At 44.0% G+C, this 16,830-nt stretch carries 16 protein-coding genes; 1 reads left to right on the forward strand and 15 read right to left on the reverse strand.

The features are described 5' to 3' along the window. Position 1: 1 nt before the first annotated feature. Genes B649_RS07755 through pheS form a run of 4 tightly spaced genes read right to left on the reverse strand, consistent with a single transcriptional unit; the run spans position 2 to position 5,425 of the window. Entirely contained in the window at positions 2–835 is an 834-nt protein-coding gene (locus B649_RS07755) for a 4-hydroxy-3-methylbut-2-enyl diphosphate reductase (RefSeq protein ID WP_015653968.1), read from the reverse strand. Continuing rightward, on the reverse strand, positions 832–2,109 hold the full coding sequence (gene aroA / locus B649_RS07760; protein ID WP_015653969.1) for a 3-phosphoshikimate 1-carboxyvinyltransferase: 1,278 nt from the start codon (positions 2,107–2,109) through the stop codon (positions 832–834). The genes B649_RS07755 and aroA overlap by 4 nt, the downstream gene beginning before the upstream one ends. Then, complete coding sequence (gene pheT, locus B649_RS07765) at positions 2,106–4,436, reverse strand: phenylalanine--tRNA ligase subunit beta (RefSeq protein ID WP_015653970.1); 2,331 nt, start codon at positions 4,434–4,436, stop codon at positions 2,106–2,108. The genes aroA and pheT overlap by 4 nt, the downstream gene beginning before the upstream one ends. Further along, positions 4,433–5,425, reverse strand: coding sequence for a phenylalanine--tRNA ligase subunit alpha (gene pheS / locus B649_RS07770; protein WP_015653971.1), 993 nt, complete (start codon positions 5,423–5,425; stop codon positions 4,433–4,435). Before pheS ends, pheT begins: the two co-directional genes overlap by 4 nt. 160 nt (positions 5,426–5,585) lie before the next feature. Between pheS and B649_RS07775 the strand changes: the two genes are divergently transcribed. Continuing rightward, positions 5,586–5,942: a histidine triad nucleotide-binding protein gene (locus B649_RS07775; RefSeq protein WP_015653972.1), complete on the forward strand. Its 357-nt coding sequence runs from the start codon at positions 5,586–5,588 to the stop codon at positions 5,940–5,942. Positions 5,943–6,055: 113 nt separating this feature from the next. Here B649_RS07775 and B649_RS07780 read toward each other — a convergent pair whose 3' ends face one another. The 11 genes from B649_RS07780 to B649_RS07830 all read right to left on the reverse strand — a co-directional run bounded on the left by B649_RS07780 (position 6,056) and on the right by B649_RS07830 (position 16,804). Continuing rightward, positions 6,056–6,520 carry an OsmC family protein gene (locus B649_RS07780; RefSeq protein ID WP_015653973.1) on the reverse strand — a complete coding sequence of 155 codons (465 nt, stop codon included), beginning with the start codon at positions 6,518–6,520 and terminating at the stop codon, positions 6,056–6,058. Beyond that, the gene (gene argH / locus B649_RS07785; protein ID WP_015653974.1) at positions 6,517–7,902 is read right to left on the reverse strand and encodes an argininosuccinate lyase; all 1,386 of its coding nucleotides are present in this window, start codon (positions 7,900–7,902) and stop codon (positions 6,517–6,519) included. The genes B649_RS07780 and argH overlap by 4 nt, the downstream gene beginning before the upstream one ends. A 179-nt stretch (positions 7,903–8,081) precedes the next feature. After that, a complete protein-coding gene (locus B649_RS07790; RefSeq protein ID WP_015653975.1) occupies positions 8,082–8,417 on the reverse strand; it encodes a hypothetical protein in 336 nt (111 codons plus the stop codon). A gap of 104 nt (positions 8,418–8,521) precedes the next feature. After that, a complete protein-coding gene (locus B649_RS07795) occupies positions 8,522–10,345 on the reverse strand; it encodes a menaquinone biosynthesis decarboxylase (RefSeq protein WP_015653976.1) in 1,824 nt (607 codons plus the stop codon). Between the two features lie 3 nt (positions 10,346–10,348). Then, positions 10,349–11,290 carry a hydroxymethylbilane synthase gene (hemC, locus tag B649_RS07800; protein ID WP_015653977.1) on the reverse strand — a complete coding sequence of 314 codons (942 nt, stop codon included), beginning with the start codon at positions 11,288–11,290 and terminating at the stop codon, positions 10,349–10,351. A 3-nt stretch (positions 11,291–11,293) separates the two neighbouring features. Then, the gene (locus B649_RS07805; RefSeq protein ID WP_015653978.1) at positions 11,294–12,130 is read right to left on the reverse strand and encodes a DsbA family protein; all 837 of its coding nucleotides are present in this window, start codon (positions 12,128–12,130) and stop codon (positions 11,294–11,296) included. After that, positions 12,084–12,503: an FxsA family protein gene (locus tag B649_RS07810; protein ID WP_015653979.1), complete on the reverse strand. Its 420-nt coding sequence runs from the start codon at positions 12,501–12,503 to the stop codon at positions 12,084–12,086. The genes B649_RS07805 and B649_RS07810 overlap by 47 nt, the downstream gene beginning before the upstream one ends. Continuing rightward, positions 12,500–14,203 carry a proline--tRNA ligase gene (locus B649_RS07815; RefSeq protein WP_015653980.1) on the reverse strand — a complete coding sequence of 568 codons (1,704 nt, stop codon included), beginning with the start codon at positions 14,201–14,203 and terminating at the stop codon, positions 12,500–12,502. Before B649_RS07815 ends, B649_RS07810 begins: the two co-directional genes overlap by 4 nt. Then, on the reverse strand, positions 14,203–15,495 hold the full coding sequence (hemA, locus tag B649_RS07820; RefSeq protein ID WP_015653981.1) for a glutamyl-tRNA reductase: 1,293 nt from the start codon (positions 15,493–15,495) through the stop codon (positions 14,203–14,205). Before hemA ends, B649_RS07815 begins: the two co-directional genes overlap by 1 nt. Further along, on the reverse strand, positions 15,495–16,394 hold the full coding sequence (locus B649_RS07825) for a polyprenyl synthetase family protein (RefSeq protein ID WP_291750849.1): 900 nt from the start codon (positions 16,392–16,394) through the stop codon (positions 15,495–15,497). Before B649_RS07825 ends, hemA begins: the two co-directional genes overlap by 1 nt. Next, positions 16,394–16,804, reverse strand: a complete 411-nt coding sequence (locus B649_RS07830) for a hypothetical protein (RefSeq protein ID WP_015653983.1) — start codon at positions 16,802–16,804, stop codon at positions 16,394–16,396. Before B649_RS07830 ends, B649_RS07825 begins: the two co-directional genes overlap by 1 nt. Between the last annotated feature and the right edge of the window lie 26 nt (positions 16,805–16,830).

A 16,830-nucleotide genomic window follows, 5' to 3' on the forward strand; every position in this document is an offset into this window, starting at 1 on the left:
TTTAGGCGCGTGTCAAGCTCTTGATTTTAGCAACAACTTCATCAATAATCCAATCGGGAGTCGATGCTCCGGCACTGATCCCGCAAAAAGTTTTAGTATCAAACCAATTTTCCTGAAGATCATCTTGACTTTCGATATGATAACTGTCAGAACAATATTCTTTGGCAATAGAGTGCAATTGTTTGGTATTTGATGAGTTTTTACCGCCGATAACAATCATCACATCGGCTTTTTGAGCCAAATCGCGTACAGCATCTTGATTATCAAAGGTTGCATTACAAATCGTGTTAAACACACGGACTTCTTTATGTTTTGCCATCAATTTTCTGACAATTTGCTGATATTCTTCGATCTTTCGGGTAGTCTGCGCTACGGTAGCTACTTTTTCTCGAAGTTTCAGTGCATCGAGTTCATCTAGGCTATTAACGACATAAACATGATCATCTGCATAACTTTTAACCCCTTTGATTTCAGGATGAGCCTCATCGCCAAAGATCACAATGTCATACCCTTGCGCCGACATCTCTTCGCAAATTTGCTGCGGTTTGGTCACATACGGACAGGTTGCATCCACCACATTAACTTGTCGTTCATGCAAAGTGGAAAGTTCTTGTTTTGGAATACCGTGCGTACGAATGACCGCCGTCTCACCCACCTTAAACGAATCAAGATTTTCGCTGAGCGCGACATTGAAATCGTTTTTAAGTCGATCGATTTCATTGGCATTGTGGATAAGCGGACCGTACGTTGACGAATTGCGGTTTTCTTCCGCAATTTTAATTGCCCGTTTCACACCGAAACAAAATCCGTAGCTCTCCGCCAACTCGATTTTCATCGTTCAACCTTTGTACAATTTCCCAATAATTCAAAAAAGTTCGGAAATGAGGTGTTGATGCATTCAATATCTTCGACTTCCATTGCGCATTTCAATCCTGCAACGCAAAAACTCATTGCAATACGGTGATCACCGTAACTGTTCACTCGTGCGGGTTTAAGCTCACCGCCGATAACGGCGTAACCATCAGGATATTCTTCCGTCTCAATACCGCAAAGATTCAGATTGTCGACAACTGTTTTGATCCGATCCGATTCTTTGACCCGCAGCTCTTCGGCATTTTTGATAATGCTTTTTCCCTCTGCACACGCCATTGCAATAGAAAGTGCCGGGAGCTCATCGATGAGCCATGCTATATTTTCTTCAACGCTCACCGCTTTCAATGGGGCATATTCTACCCGAATCGTCCCAATCGGTTCATACCGTTCATCATTCAGCGTATAGGTAATTTTTGCCCCCATACGTTCCAATACTTTGAAGGCTTCGATACGGGTCGGATTAAGAGTAACCCCTTCGATAGTAGCAGAAGAGTTAGGAATGATCGCTGCGGCTACCGCAAAGAAAAAGGCACTGGAGGGATCAGCAGGAACACGAATATTCAGAGGTTGCAGAGGTTTTTCCAGCGGCCAGATCTTCGTCTCCAAGCCATTTATTTCAACCTGTGCACCCATACCGCGAAGCATCCGTTCCGTATGATCACGACTCAGCTCCGGTTCACGAAAGGTACATACGCCATCGGAGCGGAGAGCCGCTAACATCATCGCACTTTTAACCTGCGCCGAAGCGATCGGTGAAACATAATCAAAGGCCTTAAGCGAAGCTCCACGAATCGATAATGGTGCTAAATCACCGTTATTGCGACCATCTAGTTTTGCTCCGATGGAACGAAGTGGCTGAGTAACCCGTTTCATCGGACGACGCTTGAGATACTCATCACCGCTCAGAACAAAATGCCCCTCAGCAGAGCTGAGTAATCCGCAAAACAGACGCATTCCCGTACCGGAATTACCGCAATCGAGAATTTCAGAAGTCTCTTGTATCCCATGTGAGCGAATGGTAATAACGTCACCATCATCGGTAATTTCTGCACCGAGATGACCAACGATTTTAAGGGTATTGAGGGTATCTTCCGCGCGGAGAAAATTCTCGATTCTACTCTCACCTTCCGCTAAAACCGCAAACATAGCACAGCGGTGCGAAATTGATTTATCCGGTGCAATTGCGTCACTTCTAAACCCGAACGGCGGTGCGGGATAAACCTTGGCAGACATCATCTCAAATTCACTCCGAGTTCTTCTTTTAATCCATTCAAAATAGATTCCATCGCCATCGTAATATCTTCATCTTCAAGTGTTTTTTCCTCGGATTGTAAAACAAAACGGAGTGTCAAACTCATCTGTTCTCCCAAAGTCTCTGAAACATAACGATCAACCGGATAAAAACGTCGTACTTGAGAGGATCGGTGTTTTTCAATGACCTCTTTAATACTCTCATAACTCACCTCTTTGGAAATCAGAATACTCAAATCCCTAAAAGATGCTTGATATTTTGAATACGCACGTGCTTCAACCAACCCATACGCAAGCGCATCGGTTTTAATCTCACACATAAAAGTTTGAGCGAGGTCATGATCTTCTTCGATACTTGGGTGAAGTCGGAAAATCTCTCCCGCTTCCACGCCGTTAATCATTACTTTTGCACACACGTATGGGTGAGCCAAAGAGTGGCTTGGAGTATGAGAAACCAATTCAAATGATCCGACAACATCGGCGATCAATTTTGTAAATGCGGCGAAATCGATAACCGCAGGTTTTCCGGCATTGGCAATTTTTTCACTTTCCATTGCACCGGATACGATAAACCCAAGACGTTTGGATTCTTGACGGTTAGTATCAAAAACCATCCCTGCTTCAAAGAGAGCGATTTTCTTTTGATTCACTTTCACATTGGCAGAAGCAGAATTTAACAGTCCCACCAACAGTGTCGGACGAAGAGTGTCAAACGTCGCCGTAATAGGGTTCAATAGCTCTTTATCGCTATCGGTACAGACAAAGCCGTATTTTTCTACCTGAAGGCGCTCATTAAACACGAAATGAACCGATTCATAAAATCCGCTTTGAGCCGCACGATGACGATACATACGTGTCTTTTTATAGTCATTCAAATCATTGCTCATCTGATTTGCTTCCGCAAAAACAAACGGCTTTGAAGGGATATTATCAATCCCGACGATACGAACGACTTCTTCGATAATATCTTGTTTATTCACGATATCATGTCGGAATTTAGGGACTGAAATAGCGAATGTCGACCCATTAGGCTTTCCGATTTCCATTCCAAGATTTTTAAAAATCTGTGTAATACGGGTTTTATCGATTTTCAGTCCGATAAACGACTCGAATTCTTCCTCACCCATACTAATGATCGGCGGTTCATACGAGGTGGTCAGTTCGATATTTCCGCCATACACTTGCGAAGCTGAATATTTTTCAAATAAACTACCGGCATAACGGATTCCCATTTCAATTTTCGGTTCACTTCCACGAGAAGAACGGTAATAATGTGGACAGCTTGGGATTTTTTTATCTCCCATTTTTTTAGCGATGATATCAGGGGCAATATAACTCGCTTCGATAACGGCCAACCCTTCATTCGCAGTAAAATGGGCCTCTTTTTCTTGAGAAACACCGATAACGGAGACTTTTTCTTTGCCATAAAGCGCTGCATACCCATTCTCATCGTTCTCAAAAGTAATAATCCCTTTTGTTTCAAGATCACCAAATTTTTCAAACGGATAGGCGCGTAAAATAACTCCGGTACTTTGGGTTGTATACAGTAGCAATGCATCTACAGCGGTAGTGTAAACCTCTTCAATAATGGCTAAACGCAATGCTATCGCAAAAGGGACACTGAACTCTTTAACATCAACCGCACCGAATAACAAATCAGCATGAAAGGTATCAGTATGTTGCAGTTGCAAAATACGCCCGATACCCAAACGTCCGTCTTGCTTCTCTTTGTAGTTGATTTCTCGAAGTTCACGTGAAAGTGCCGCACGTAAATCACGTGCAATCCCATGAATACTCAAACAATCTCCGCGATTGGCGGTCAGTTCAATCTCAATCACATCGTCATTAAATGCACCGTATTCATTCAGATTTTTCCCAAGAACTAATTCACCGATACTTGGATCGAGGATCATAATCCCCTCACCCATACTTGGTAAACCAATCTCTTTGGATGAACAAATCATACCGTGTGAATCAACACCGCGCAGCACAGCTTCTTTGATCTTGAGCCCGCCCGGAAGTTCGGCTCCGACAGTAGCCAATGCGATATGAATTCCCTCACGGACATTGGAAGCGCCGCACACGATTTGGCGTACTTCATTTCCGACATTAACCTGACATACATTGAGTTTATCGGCGTCGGGATGTTTTTCACACTTCTCGACATACCCGATGACAACACCATCCGCAACACGGATGGCTTCATGTCGATCAACTTCTAATCCGATCGCATTAAACGTTTTGCACAATGTATCCGCATTGATACCGTCTAGATCGATCCACTCATTTAACCAATTTTTTGTAACGATCATCTAAACTGCTCCAATAATCTCGTATCTCCCTCAAACAAAGAGCGTAAATCACCGATTCGGTGGATCAACATCGCAAACCGCTCAACACCTAAACCGAACGCATATCCGCTGACATTCTCATAGCCGACAGCTTTAAAGACATTCGGATCAACAATACCGCATCCGAGGACTTCAAGCCATCCGGTTTTCGAACAAACGCGGCAACCATCTCCACCGCAGAAAATACAGCTGATATCCACTTCGGCTGAAGGTTCCGTAAACGGGAAAAAACTCGGACGGAAACGAACTTCGACGTCTCCGAACATTGTTTTAAGGAAGTCTTCAAGGATAAATTTAAGATTGGCAAACGAGACTTTCCCCGCCTCTTCAACGACCAATCCCTCTACTTGATGAAACATCGGAGTATGGGTAATATCATAATCACGACGGAATACCGCACCCGGCGCGATCATACGAATCGGAGGCTTGGTTGAGAGCATTGTGCGAATTTGTACCGGAGAGGTATGGGTACGCAATAACATCGCATCTTTAAAATAAAAAGTATCCTGCATATCACGCGCAGGATGATATTTAGGAAGATTCAGCGCTTCAAAATTGTGGAAATCATCTTCAACCATCGGTCCCGTTTGTACCGAGAAATTCATGGCAATAAAATACTCTACGATCCGGTCCATTGTCTCCATTACCGGATGCAATGATCCGCGTTCTGTGGTAGCAGAGTACAGACTCACATCGATGGCTTCGGATTTCATTGTTGCTTGTAAATGCTCCATTGCCAAGAAAAGTTTACGGTCTAAAAGAAGCGCATTCAATCCCTCTTTGTGGATATTCAGTTCTTTGGCAAATATCCCTTTTTCAGCATCAGGAATATCTTTCATACGGGCAAACTCAGCGTTCATAATCCCTTTTTTTCCGAAAACGGCGATTCGTATCTCTTCGATTTTATCAATCGAATCGGCCGATTTTATAGCGTCATACCACTCTTGCAAAATAGAGTCTCCATTGTGATTTTCTGAAAGCTTTAAAATAGATCTTTACAATTTGGTGAAAAGGGCTTTCAATTTAGAGGATATTGTAGTCAAATCTCTTTTATAAATAGCTTCAAGCGATCTTCCATGTGCTACAATAACACAAAAAAAGAGGTTTAAAATGTGCATTTTCTGCAAAATAATCAATAAAGAAATCCCTTCCAATACCGTTGCCGAAAACGAAGAATTTTATGCCTTTCATGACATTAATCCTAAAGCACCCGTTCATATATTGGCGATTCCAAAAGCCCATTATAATAGTTTTAACGATGTCCCTGGCGATGTTATGGGAAGAATGTCGACATTTATGCAAGAGGTTGCCAAAGCGTGCGGAATTGAGGAGAGCGGCTACCGTATCATCAGCAATATCGGAGAAAACGGAGGGCAAGAGGTAGGGCATCTACACTTTCATATCCTCGGCGGAGCGAAGCTCAAATGGGGCCATTTTGCGGATGCGGATCCAAAAGATTTTTTTTAATTAAAAACGCTGGCGGAGCAAAGCCCCACTCAGTTACGTTAACACTGGGTTTCCCTCGGCGGGAAGCCCACGTGCAGTAAACCGCACTTTAAATACTATACCCCAATCACTTTTTACGCATTACACCCTTGCAACGCACCGAAATCAACGGCACTTCCGCCACCGCTGATCATTGATTCATTTTCACGAATGACATTACCGTTATGGATGATCGTGTAGGTAATCACCGTACTGTCACGAATCGTGTTAATCGTTGAACAATAGGTCTCCAAACTCGCCATCACCCAGCGTGCCGCAAGGGTATCGTCTGCATTGGAGTCAAAACGGTATTCAAGGTGAAGAGTATTGAACTTGCGCGGTGCAGACTCGTTACGAACCACTTCGCCGGATACTTCAAGATTTTTAACCTCATACCCCTGCTGTTTAGGGAGCATCACCACATCGGTTGCACTGCATCCGATAATCCCGCTTAAAAAATATTCGATCGGAGAAATTTGAGGGCAATCGATGATAAAACTGCTTTTTTCAGTTTTGGCTTCAAACTTCATTTCACTCTGATGAGCAACGGTAATTTTCATTTTATGTCCTTAAGATAATGGTCAAAATAGATAATCTGCTCCAATGTTCGCACTTCAGCCGTTCCCCCTTGGGAAGTACGGGCATTCATCGAATGTTCAATCGCCAAATAGGGGATGACATCTTCTTTGATACGATCATCAATAGCCTTGAGTTCTGAATAATCGATATCGCTCAAATCGATTCCGAGCACTTCGGCACGAGCAACGGCGCGTCCGGTGATGTGATGCGCTTCACGAAAAGGTACTCCGCAATGCTCAACCAGATAATCGGCCAAATCAGTCGCGGAAAGATGTCCTAGCTTACACGCACGAGCCATATTATGAGGCTTGATCGTCATAGTACGGAGTGCTTCACGAAGAATTTCAAGAGAGAGTTCAGCCGTTTCAACGCTGTCAAACACCCCCTCCTTATCCTCTTGGGTGTCTTTGTTATACGCTAACGGCAACCCTTTCATCACCGTCAAAAGTCCCATCAAGTTTCCAAAAACACGTCCCGTTTTTCCGCGAAGTAACTCAGGAACATCGGGATTTTTCTTTTGCGGCATGATTGAGCTTCCGGTCGAATACTGATCGGAGAGTTCCACGAATCGAAATTCGTAGCTCGACCACAAAATAATCTCTTCCGCCAAACGGGAGATGTGCATCATCAACGTCGAAATATTAAACAAGATTTCAAGGGCAAAATCGCGATCACTTACCGTATCGAGACAGTTAATGCTCACAGAATCAAATCCAAGTGTTTTTGCGGTCATTTCGCGGTTAATATTATGCGGAGTCCCCGCTAACGCGGCACATCCGATCGGAGAGATATTATTTCGTTCCACAGAGCTCTCAAAACGCTCACAATCACGTTTAAACATTGAGGCATAGGCTAGAAGGTGAAATGCAAAATTAATCGGCTGAGCGTGCTGTAAATGAGTCATACCCGGCAACAACGTCGTCGTATGATCCCGTGCAATATCAACAACCACGTCCATCAACGCTTTGATCTGTGCAACAATCTCACGATTTTTACGGAGTACAAAACGACGGAAATCGAGGGCTACCTGATCGTTGCGGCTGCGGGCAGTATGAAGCTTTTTACCTGCTTCTCCGATAATCGAAGTTAACCGCTTCTCGATCGCCATGTGCAAATCTTCATCACCGATTTTCCATTCAAAATTACCGGATTCGATTTCACTCAAAACCTGAGCCATCCCGGATTCGATCAAAGCAGCCTCATCATTCGTTAGAATACCCTGATGTGCCAGCATTTTAGCGTGTGCGATGGAGCCTTCGATATCCTCACGGTAAAGTTTTTGATCAAACATGATCGAGGCATTAAATTTTTCCAAAAGGGTTGACGCATCTTGCGTGAAACGTCCGGACCACATCTTTTCCATGGTATCTCCGAGTATATTAAGTATTTAGGGGATTTTAGCGAAGTTTGGTTTAGAAAACATTACCGTTACTCGATAACATTCTCATTTAAATAGATTCTGCCTCTTCAGAGGCAAGCTTTAGTGCCTCAGCGGCTAGCGTAGCCAAGCGGGGCTTTTGCTCCGTAGGCGTTAAAAAAATATTAATTACAGGCAGGGACGTTGCCGCTATCAGATGCGTATTCAACTAAAAAATCTTCCAAGTGTTTAGCGCCGCGTGTATAACTTCGATCTTTGAAATAATCCCATGAAGCAGCAGCTTTTTTCGAAGAGAGGTGGATATCCGCGAGCTTTTCCCCTTTATTATCCATCAGTTTTTCCCAGCCGCGCTGTTTTTTAGATGCAGCCAACTCTTGCCCGCCGCCATGACACTCTTTACAAGAGTCAATATAAATTTTTTGCCCTTTATACGTGGCCGCATTAAGAAGAGTTGAACCGGCTAAAAGTGTAATTGCTACTGTAGCATAAAACATGCGCATGGAATTAAATTTCCCTCTTTTAAAATATTTAAGTTGTCAATATTACATTAGTAATTCTAATAAAGTGCTTAAGTTGATTCCCCTAAAAACGGGGAAACAGCGTGTTATAGCCGGTATTTCTTCTCTAATTTAAGATCTAAATCCCATAATGAAAGTGATTTAAGACGTTCAACCACAGAAGAGGTACATTCAACATCACCGGGCCATTCACGTTCAAATCCATCGACTTTTGTTTTGGTAGTACCGTCAATCGCAACGATAACATCAGACGTATAAAGATCACGAGCTGCATCCATATTATTGGTTACGCGCCAAAGGAGCATATAAGGGTTATGGATATCATTTTTCGCTTCATCGACAAAAATAACAATACGTAAATACTCTTTTAATGGTTCCAAAAGGGAGAAACAATCTTTGATTGAGCGACTTTCTTTACGCACACTTACAACCGTAATCGGATTAGCCGTATGACGCATATACTGCGTTAATCCAACCGCTTCGGAAATGAAGGAGTGTACTTTTTCCAATAAGAGTGTACTCTCAATCGATTCAGGTGCACTCGGTGAATACGAAGCCGTAAAATCTATCCCTAATTTCCCCCCTACGAGCGATTCAGGACTGGAGTGATCCAACGCATCGGTAATCCCTTCGGAGACAAAAAGGCATTTTGGGATAAATCGGTTTAGTGCATACGTTATTAGCGCTTCATAATTGGTCAATTTCGGAGCATCTTCCCCAAAAAACAGGGCATGTTTGACAAAACTCATCTGTCCTGATCCCCAAAAAATATGCATAAACTGTTTGGCGTGCCCTTTGTACAACGGTTTCATTTTTGCCAAAATAAGGTTATGAAAAACACCGTTCTCCGGCATATGGTAATCGATCAAATCCGCCGCATTCGTTTTCAACAGCGGTAAAAACACCCTCTCGGTTGCCCAACCCATATATTTATCTTCCAATGGTGGTTTCCCGACAACGGTTGCAAGATAATAAGGGGTTTTGCGGTGTGTGATAGCACTCACTTCCAACACCGGATAATGTTCTGCAAGGGTATAATATCCGGTATGATCTCCAAACGGCCCCTCAAGTTGAAGTTTTTCGGTATCTACCCATCCCTCGATGACGAAATCAACATCCTCAGGAATATAAAGGGGAGTCGTAAGGGATTCAACCAGCTTTGGGGACTCTTTTTTGATCAGTCCATAGAGTAACAATTCATTCACACCGTAGGGTAATGGAGCTGTTGCACACCACGTGTACAGAGGATCTCCTCCAATCGCAATCGATACCGGCATTTTCTTACCGGCACGCTGATACTGATCGAAAAAGTGCGACGAATCTTTATGAATCTGCCAGTGCATCCCCAAATGATTGTTATCATAGACTTGCAAACGATACATTCCAAGATTGACCAAAGCACCGTCCAAACTCTGAGTATAAACCTGCCCCATCGTAATAAACGGTCCGCCGTCCTCTTCCCATGTCGTCAAAATCGGCAGATCATACAGATTCACTTCATTGCCCTGCTTCACAATCTCTTGGCAGCTGCCGCGTGTTTTGAGTTTTTTAGGGAAAATATCTTTCATGGCAAACAAATCGCCGAGCATTCCGATTTTTTCTTTGAACCCTTGCGGCGGTTTCATGTGGAGAAGCTTTTCGATTTCGCTGGCTACCCCTTCTACTTTGCGTCCAAAAAGAAGCTCGGTCCGGGCATAAGAACCAAAAAGATTCATAACAACCGGAGTTTCGAATGTTTTACCGCTTTTACGATCGATCGGGTGGGTAAAGAGAAGTGCTTTTCCTCCCCCCTCTTTTTTCACTTCAGCATAGGCTAGATGGGGAATCTCAAGATAAATATCTAAAGGGGTATCGATGACACGAAGTTCATCTTTGGATTTTAGCAGATCAATCGTTTTTTTTAATGTCACAGATTATCCCTTGTTCGCCATGACTTCAGCACGATGCAATAATTCCATTGCACCCTGAGAAATCAAACGCTCCGCCATCGCTTCACCGACACGTGAGAGATGCTCTTTTGATACTATGATTTCATCCCCCATCATTTCAGAGCCATCAGGCATACCGAGCGTTGAGCGGACGATGACTTCACCGTTGGGTTGAACCCGTGCACTCACACCGATCGGAACCTGACATCCACCGTTAAGGGTATCCACAAACCCGCGTTCAATCGTCGTTTCGATACGGCTGTTCTCATCTTCGAGGAATGACGCGATCTCCAAAACCCACGGCTCATTGACCGTCTCAATCCCAAGAGCCCCCTGCCCCATAGCCGGAAGCATCTCATCGAGGGAAATTGGATAAAAGTATTCTACTAAATCACTAAAGCCCAAACGGTTAATTCCTGCTGCGGCTAAGATAATCGCATCGAATTCACCCTCTTTGAGCTTACGGATACGGGTATCGACATTCCCGCGTAAATCTTTGATCACCAGATCAGGACGCTGCTTTACAAGCTGCATACGGCGGCGCAATGAAGAAGTACCCACAACCGCACCCTGAGGCAATGAAGTAATATCAGGATATTTTTCACTGAGCATCGCATCACGGACATCTTCACGCAGAGTGATCGCCGAAAGCAATAACCCCTCCGGCATGAGGGTAGGAACGTCTTTCAGTGAATGAACCGCCATTTGTGCCTCACCGCGAAGCATCGACTCTTCGATCTCTTTAAGAAACAGCCCTTTTCCTCCGATTTTTGCCAAAGGTACATCCAAAATCTTATCCCCTGAAGTAATAATAATTTTCAGTTCTACCTCGACATCACTGAAATTCGATTCAATAACCGATTTAATATGATTCGATTGCCAAAGGGCAAGTTTGCTTCCACGTGTTGCGATGGTGAGTTTTTTCATGTATTACTTAACCTTAATCTCTTTGTATTTATTTTTTGAAGTGTCTTTCTGTCCGTTGAAAAAGACGGTCGGTGTTCCGGCTACCATCATTGTTTGTGCTACTTGTTGGTCAAATTCGAATTGTTTGACTACCGAGGAACGTCGAATATCATTCACACCGATTTTTGTTCCAAAAGTTTTATTAAACGCATTTAGAATCTTTTGCTCATCTTTTTCATTGGCATTAATATCTACGTTATAAAGCTTTAAGACTGCATCTTTAGTGCCGTTTTGTTCTGCCGCTATTGCCGCTTTTGTCAACGTTACAGCTGCAGGATGGAGACCGGAAAGAGGGAAATGATAATAATAAACGGCAAACGTTTTGGGAAATTTTTCCATATAAGAGAGTGCTTCAGGGACATAACGACGGCAAAACGGACAAAGTGGATCGGAGAAAATCGCTATTTTATGCGTTGCATTTGCATCACCGCTGATGCGATTGGCAGCGGTATAAAACGCATTGTTAAAATCAGGGGCAACGATATCGTTATAACGCTCACCTGTTTTAAGATTAACCAGTTCGGGTGCGATAATATTGCCATTAACAAAATAGGTCCCGTTTTGATTGATACGTCGAGTTTCACTGCCTTGTTTTACATCAGCCTCAATCGTAACAAAATAGGCTTGCCATCCGCTCACCGCAGCAAGATTTTTTTTACCATTAACCTCAATCTGTAAATTGGTAACATTAGGATTTCCCCCTATTCCCTTTTTCAAAAATGAGACAACTTCAGCGTCGGTCGCTCCAAAAAGGCTAGCGGAGAGCAGGAGTATCGTCGATAATTTCGGCATCAATGACATGGTCATCCTTTTGTGTGGTGTAAGTGTGGTTTTCTGGAGAATATTTTCGCGTAAAACGGTTAATGATTAGTACTCCTATGAGGGAAAACTGCATTAAAACACCGATGATATCGCATAAAAATCCAGGGAGAATAAGGAGAATTGCTCCAAATAAGCCCATTAAATTGCGGTTAGAGAACCCTTGCATATCAATCTGGCGCGTACGGAGGGCATCGAGATTTTCACTCAGGGTATGGCGAAAATTCATTAAGATAAAAATGCCTAAAAATGCGCTTCCGACAATCTCAAAAAAAGTAGCCAATCCACCGATATGTGAAGCAATCTCAATCGTGAGGGTCACTTCCAAAAAAAGGTAGATCAGGAAATAAATCATTGGATGAGTTCCTCAATTTTACTGAGGACATCCGCCGCATTCACGGTAATCATTTCGCGGGTTGCACGTACCATAATCTGAACCGAACCGTTATCAAGTTCTTTTCCGACGACAACAGTGAACGGGAACCCGATCAATTCCGCATCCGACATTTTAAATCCGAAACGCTCTTTACGATCATCCAGCATTGTCTCGATTCCACGTGCTTGCAATGAAGCATAAAGCTCTTCGCCATACGCCATGTGCGCTTCTTCTTTGATATTAGAAACCATCACATTCACCGTATACGGAGCTGTTGCCTGGGTCCAGATACACCCTTTTTCATCATGGTGCTGTTCGATCACGGCAGCAACGAGACGGCTGACACCCATCCCATACGTTCCCATAATAAAGGGTTGAGAACGCCCGTTTTCATCCAAAAACTCCGCTTTGAGCGGTGCGGAGTAAACGGTCCCGAGTTTAAAAATATGTCCTACTTCAATCCCTTTCGTATGGAGAATCTTCCCTCCGCAGTGAGGACATCCATCCCCCTCTTGTACGCTTGCGAGATCGGCGAAATGAGCTTCGTTCATTACACTCAAATCAACGCCGACGAAATGGTAATCTACGTCATTCGCACCGCAAATCATTGTGGTTGCACCCCGCGTGTCATTATCCATGACAATACGGATCTTGTCTTGATCCAACGGTCCGATAAATCCCGGAACCAATCCGATTTCGATCAATTCTGCCTCGGTAGCATCGACCAAATCAATTGCAGCAACACTGTTACGTGCTTTTACCTCTTGGAGTTCATCACATCCTCGGATAAAGAAACAAACCAGTTCACTCCCCTCGGTATACACCGCACGTTGTACTACCGCTTTGAGGGTATAGTAAGGATCGACATGGAAGAAATTGCTCAAATCTTCGATCGATTTGATATCCGGTGTTTTAAAACGGGCAAAATCGGCGCTCGGCGCTTCAGGGATAATACTTCGCGGTGCTCGGCGAGCGGCTTCGACATTCGCACCGTATTCACACGTATCACACACAGCGAGAGTATCTTCACCGCTTCCGGCTAACACCATCAGCTCTTTTGAACCCGTACCGCCGATGGCTCCGCTGTCGGCTTCAACAATACGAAACTCCAAACCTAAACGCTCCAAAATACGTTTGTATGCCGCTTCCATCGCATCGAATTCACGATCCAAATCTTCCGTACTGGAGTGAAAGCTGTAGCCGTCTTTCATCACAAATTCACGTCCGCGCATTAACCCGAATCTCGGACGCGCTTCATCACGGAATTTCGTTTTGATTTGATAAAGATTAATCGGGAGTTGTTTGTAACTATTAACTCGGTTACGGACAATGTTTACCATCATCTCTTCATGGGTCGGTCCAAGGACAAAAAGGTTCTCTTTACGGTCACGAAAACGGAGGAGCTCTTTGCCGAATTTTTCAATCCGTCCGCTCTCTTCCCATAGCTCTGCAGGGGTGACAAAACTAAGATCAACCTCTTGGGCATCGCATGAGGCCATCTCTTCGTTAATAATGTTTTCGATTTTACGAAGTACCCGTTTTCCCATAGGTAAAAAATTATACAATCCTGCAGCTACCTGCGTGACAAATCCGGCGCGTGAGAGAAAGATATGGCTCGGGAGTTGAGCATCTTTCGGCGCTTCTTTGGTGGTTGGGATATAGGCTTTACTAAAACGCATTATTTTCCTTTAGGGTAATAGGTACAGGAGTTTTGAGATAAATCATCTCCCTCTTCCTGGTTCATTAAAAAACTCATCGATTCGATCAGAGCATCAACACGCATCGGATCGGAACCATCACGCATCCGTTCGGCAAACGGGTGTAAAAACCGCTTTAACGCCTGAAGAGTTGCTTTGTGGACGGCTTGCTCATACTCTTTAGGGATATAGCCATTTTCGAGTACGCGCGTCGATTCTTGAAATGCGGCATCGGAAGCTCTGAGATACATATTTTTGATCAACGGCTCAACCGAGAGAGTTTTAAGCCATTCGAAAAAACCGATCACATGACGACGGATGATAACGTAAGAGAGTTTCGCTTCATCTTCACGCAAAGCAATATTTTCTGAGACAATCTCTTTGAGATCATCCACATAAAAAAGACGAATCGACCAAAGATCGCTATCGCATTCGATATCTCTCGGAACTGCCATATCGAACCAATATCGATCAAACGGAGTCGGTTTAATCATCTCGTCGGTAATAATAGGGGTCAATGACCCTGTAGCAGTAAAGAGAAGCTCGTTTTCATTAATCGCATAAGCGATTTCATCATACGATCGTACGCGTGCATTGCACTCCCGTGCTATCGCTTCGGCTTTCTCGAACGTGCGATTCATCACCGTCACATCGACCCCTTGGGCACTAAGATGTTTACAGGTAATCACCGACATCTCGCCCGAACCGATCACGAGCGCTTTTTTATCCCTTACCTCTCCAACCGATTCTTTGACTTTCGCGATCGCAACACTCGCAACCGAAACCGGTTTAGAGGAGATATTGGTCGCATTGCGTACCTCAGCGGCACATTTAAACGCATAGCTCATTGCACGAGCAATCTTTTGGGCAGAATACCCGTTGTCCTGAGAGAGTTTAAAGGCATCTTTGAGCTGTCCGGAGATTTGTGTCTCTCCCACAACCATTGAGTCAAGCGAACTGGCAACACTAAAAAGGTGGTGAATCCCCCCTTCATCATCGAAAATATCGGCCCGTTCGTGCAGCTCGTGTGCAGTGAGTCCTGAATGTTTGGCTAAAAGAGAAAACAGTGTCTCTGTTGCCGCCTCTGTATCGTTACAACTGCAGAAAATTTCAACACGATTACAGGTGGAAAGAACCATCGATTCACTGATACAAAGGGTTGCATTGAGTTGCTTCATAGCATTTAATTGCGCCGTTTCATCCACAAAAGCAAGCTTCTCCCGTATCCCAAGCGTCGAGTTTTTGTGCGAAAAGCTAACAATCAAATAGTGCATTAATGACTTCTTTTGATGACGGTTTCGATGATGGAACGCAAGGCGATATCATCTCCGATAGCACCGATCGCTTCCTCACATAATGCGCTGGCATGTGCGTAGGAGCTCTCAATAATTTTGAATTCATCCATTTTAGAGCGAATCCATTTTTTCTCATTCTCATCCAGAACTTTAGCATGATTGCTGATAAGCCGCTGCTTTTCATTTTCATCGAGACGCTCATACAAATCGATATAAGGGAGTGTCACTTTCCCCTCAGAAAAATCGTTGAGTGAAGGTTTCCCCAGAGTCGCTTCATCGGCAGTAATATCGAGAATATCATCGACAATTTGAAATGCCAACCCCAAGTTTTTCCCGTACGTTGCATGCGCTTCATGATCTTTACCGACCAATACCGCCGCACTGTAAGCACACGCTTCGATCAAGGTAGCCGTTTTGAGATAAAGCATTTTAAGGTAGAGTGCACGATCGGTATTGAAACTCGCCGCCATCCCTACGTCCATCATCTCTCCGATCGAGAGACGGGTAACCGATTCGGCAACAGCTCGGGAAATACGGGGATCAAACGATGTCAATTCACTAAACGCTTTAGAATAAAGGATATCACCGAGCATAATAGCCGTTTTAGATCCCTCCGTGGCATTCACCGAAGGTGTTCCTCGACGCAGTTGTGCCTCATCGATAACATCATCATGGAGCAGACTCGCCGCATGGATCAACTCAACGATCGCTCCCAGCAAAGGGGCACTCGGATCGGATGGGGCAATGGTCAAAATAAGACGCGCACGAAGACGTTTACCACCGGAGAGCTTTTGGAACAATTCTGTGGCATGAGGATAATCAACCTCATCAATCAAACGTGCAATAATGGTTTCTACGGTTTCCAACATTCCTATCATCACTTCTTAGTTAAATAATCCAGCACAATTCGCTTCTCTTTATCAATCAGAAAAAGATCCATCTGTGCCGTTGCATTAGCTTCGTCAAATTTTTTAAACACGACAACGACATACGGGACATCTTTTTGACTCCGCTTAGGAGGTAAAAGACGTTTACGAAAACTTTGATTGGCATGTCCGGTATACAACATATGCTGTCCGACAAACCGATCAAAACTCTCATGCACGACTAACGCTTTGTCCGTATAGAGAGTCCACCTGAAATTGAGTACCCTCTCTTGCCCCTCACTCTTAACGAGCACTTTAACCAACTCATCTTTTTTGAGGGCAAAGCTTTTTGTCTCTCTCCAAGCGGCCGCATCCAAAAGGCTCAACACACCAACGAGTAAAAATATGAAAATACGGCTCATACAAACTCATTTCTGAAAATTTTGGA

The sequence above is a fragment of the Candidatus Sulfuricurvum sp. RIFRC-1 genome (assembly GCF_000310245.1).
In the GTDB taxonomy this organism is placed as follows: domain Bacteria; phylum Campylobacterota; class Campylobacteria; order Campylobacterales; family Sulfurimonadaceae; genus Sulfuricurvum.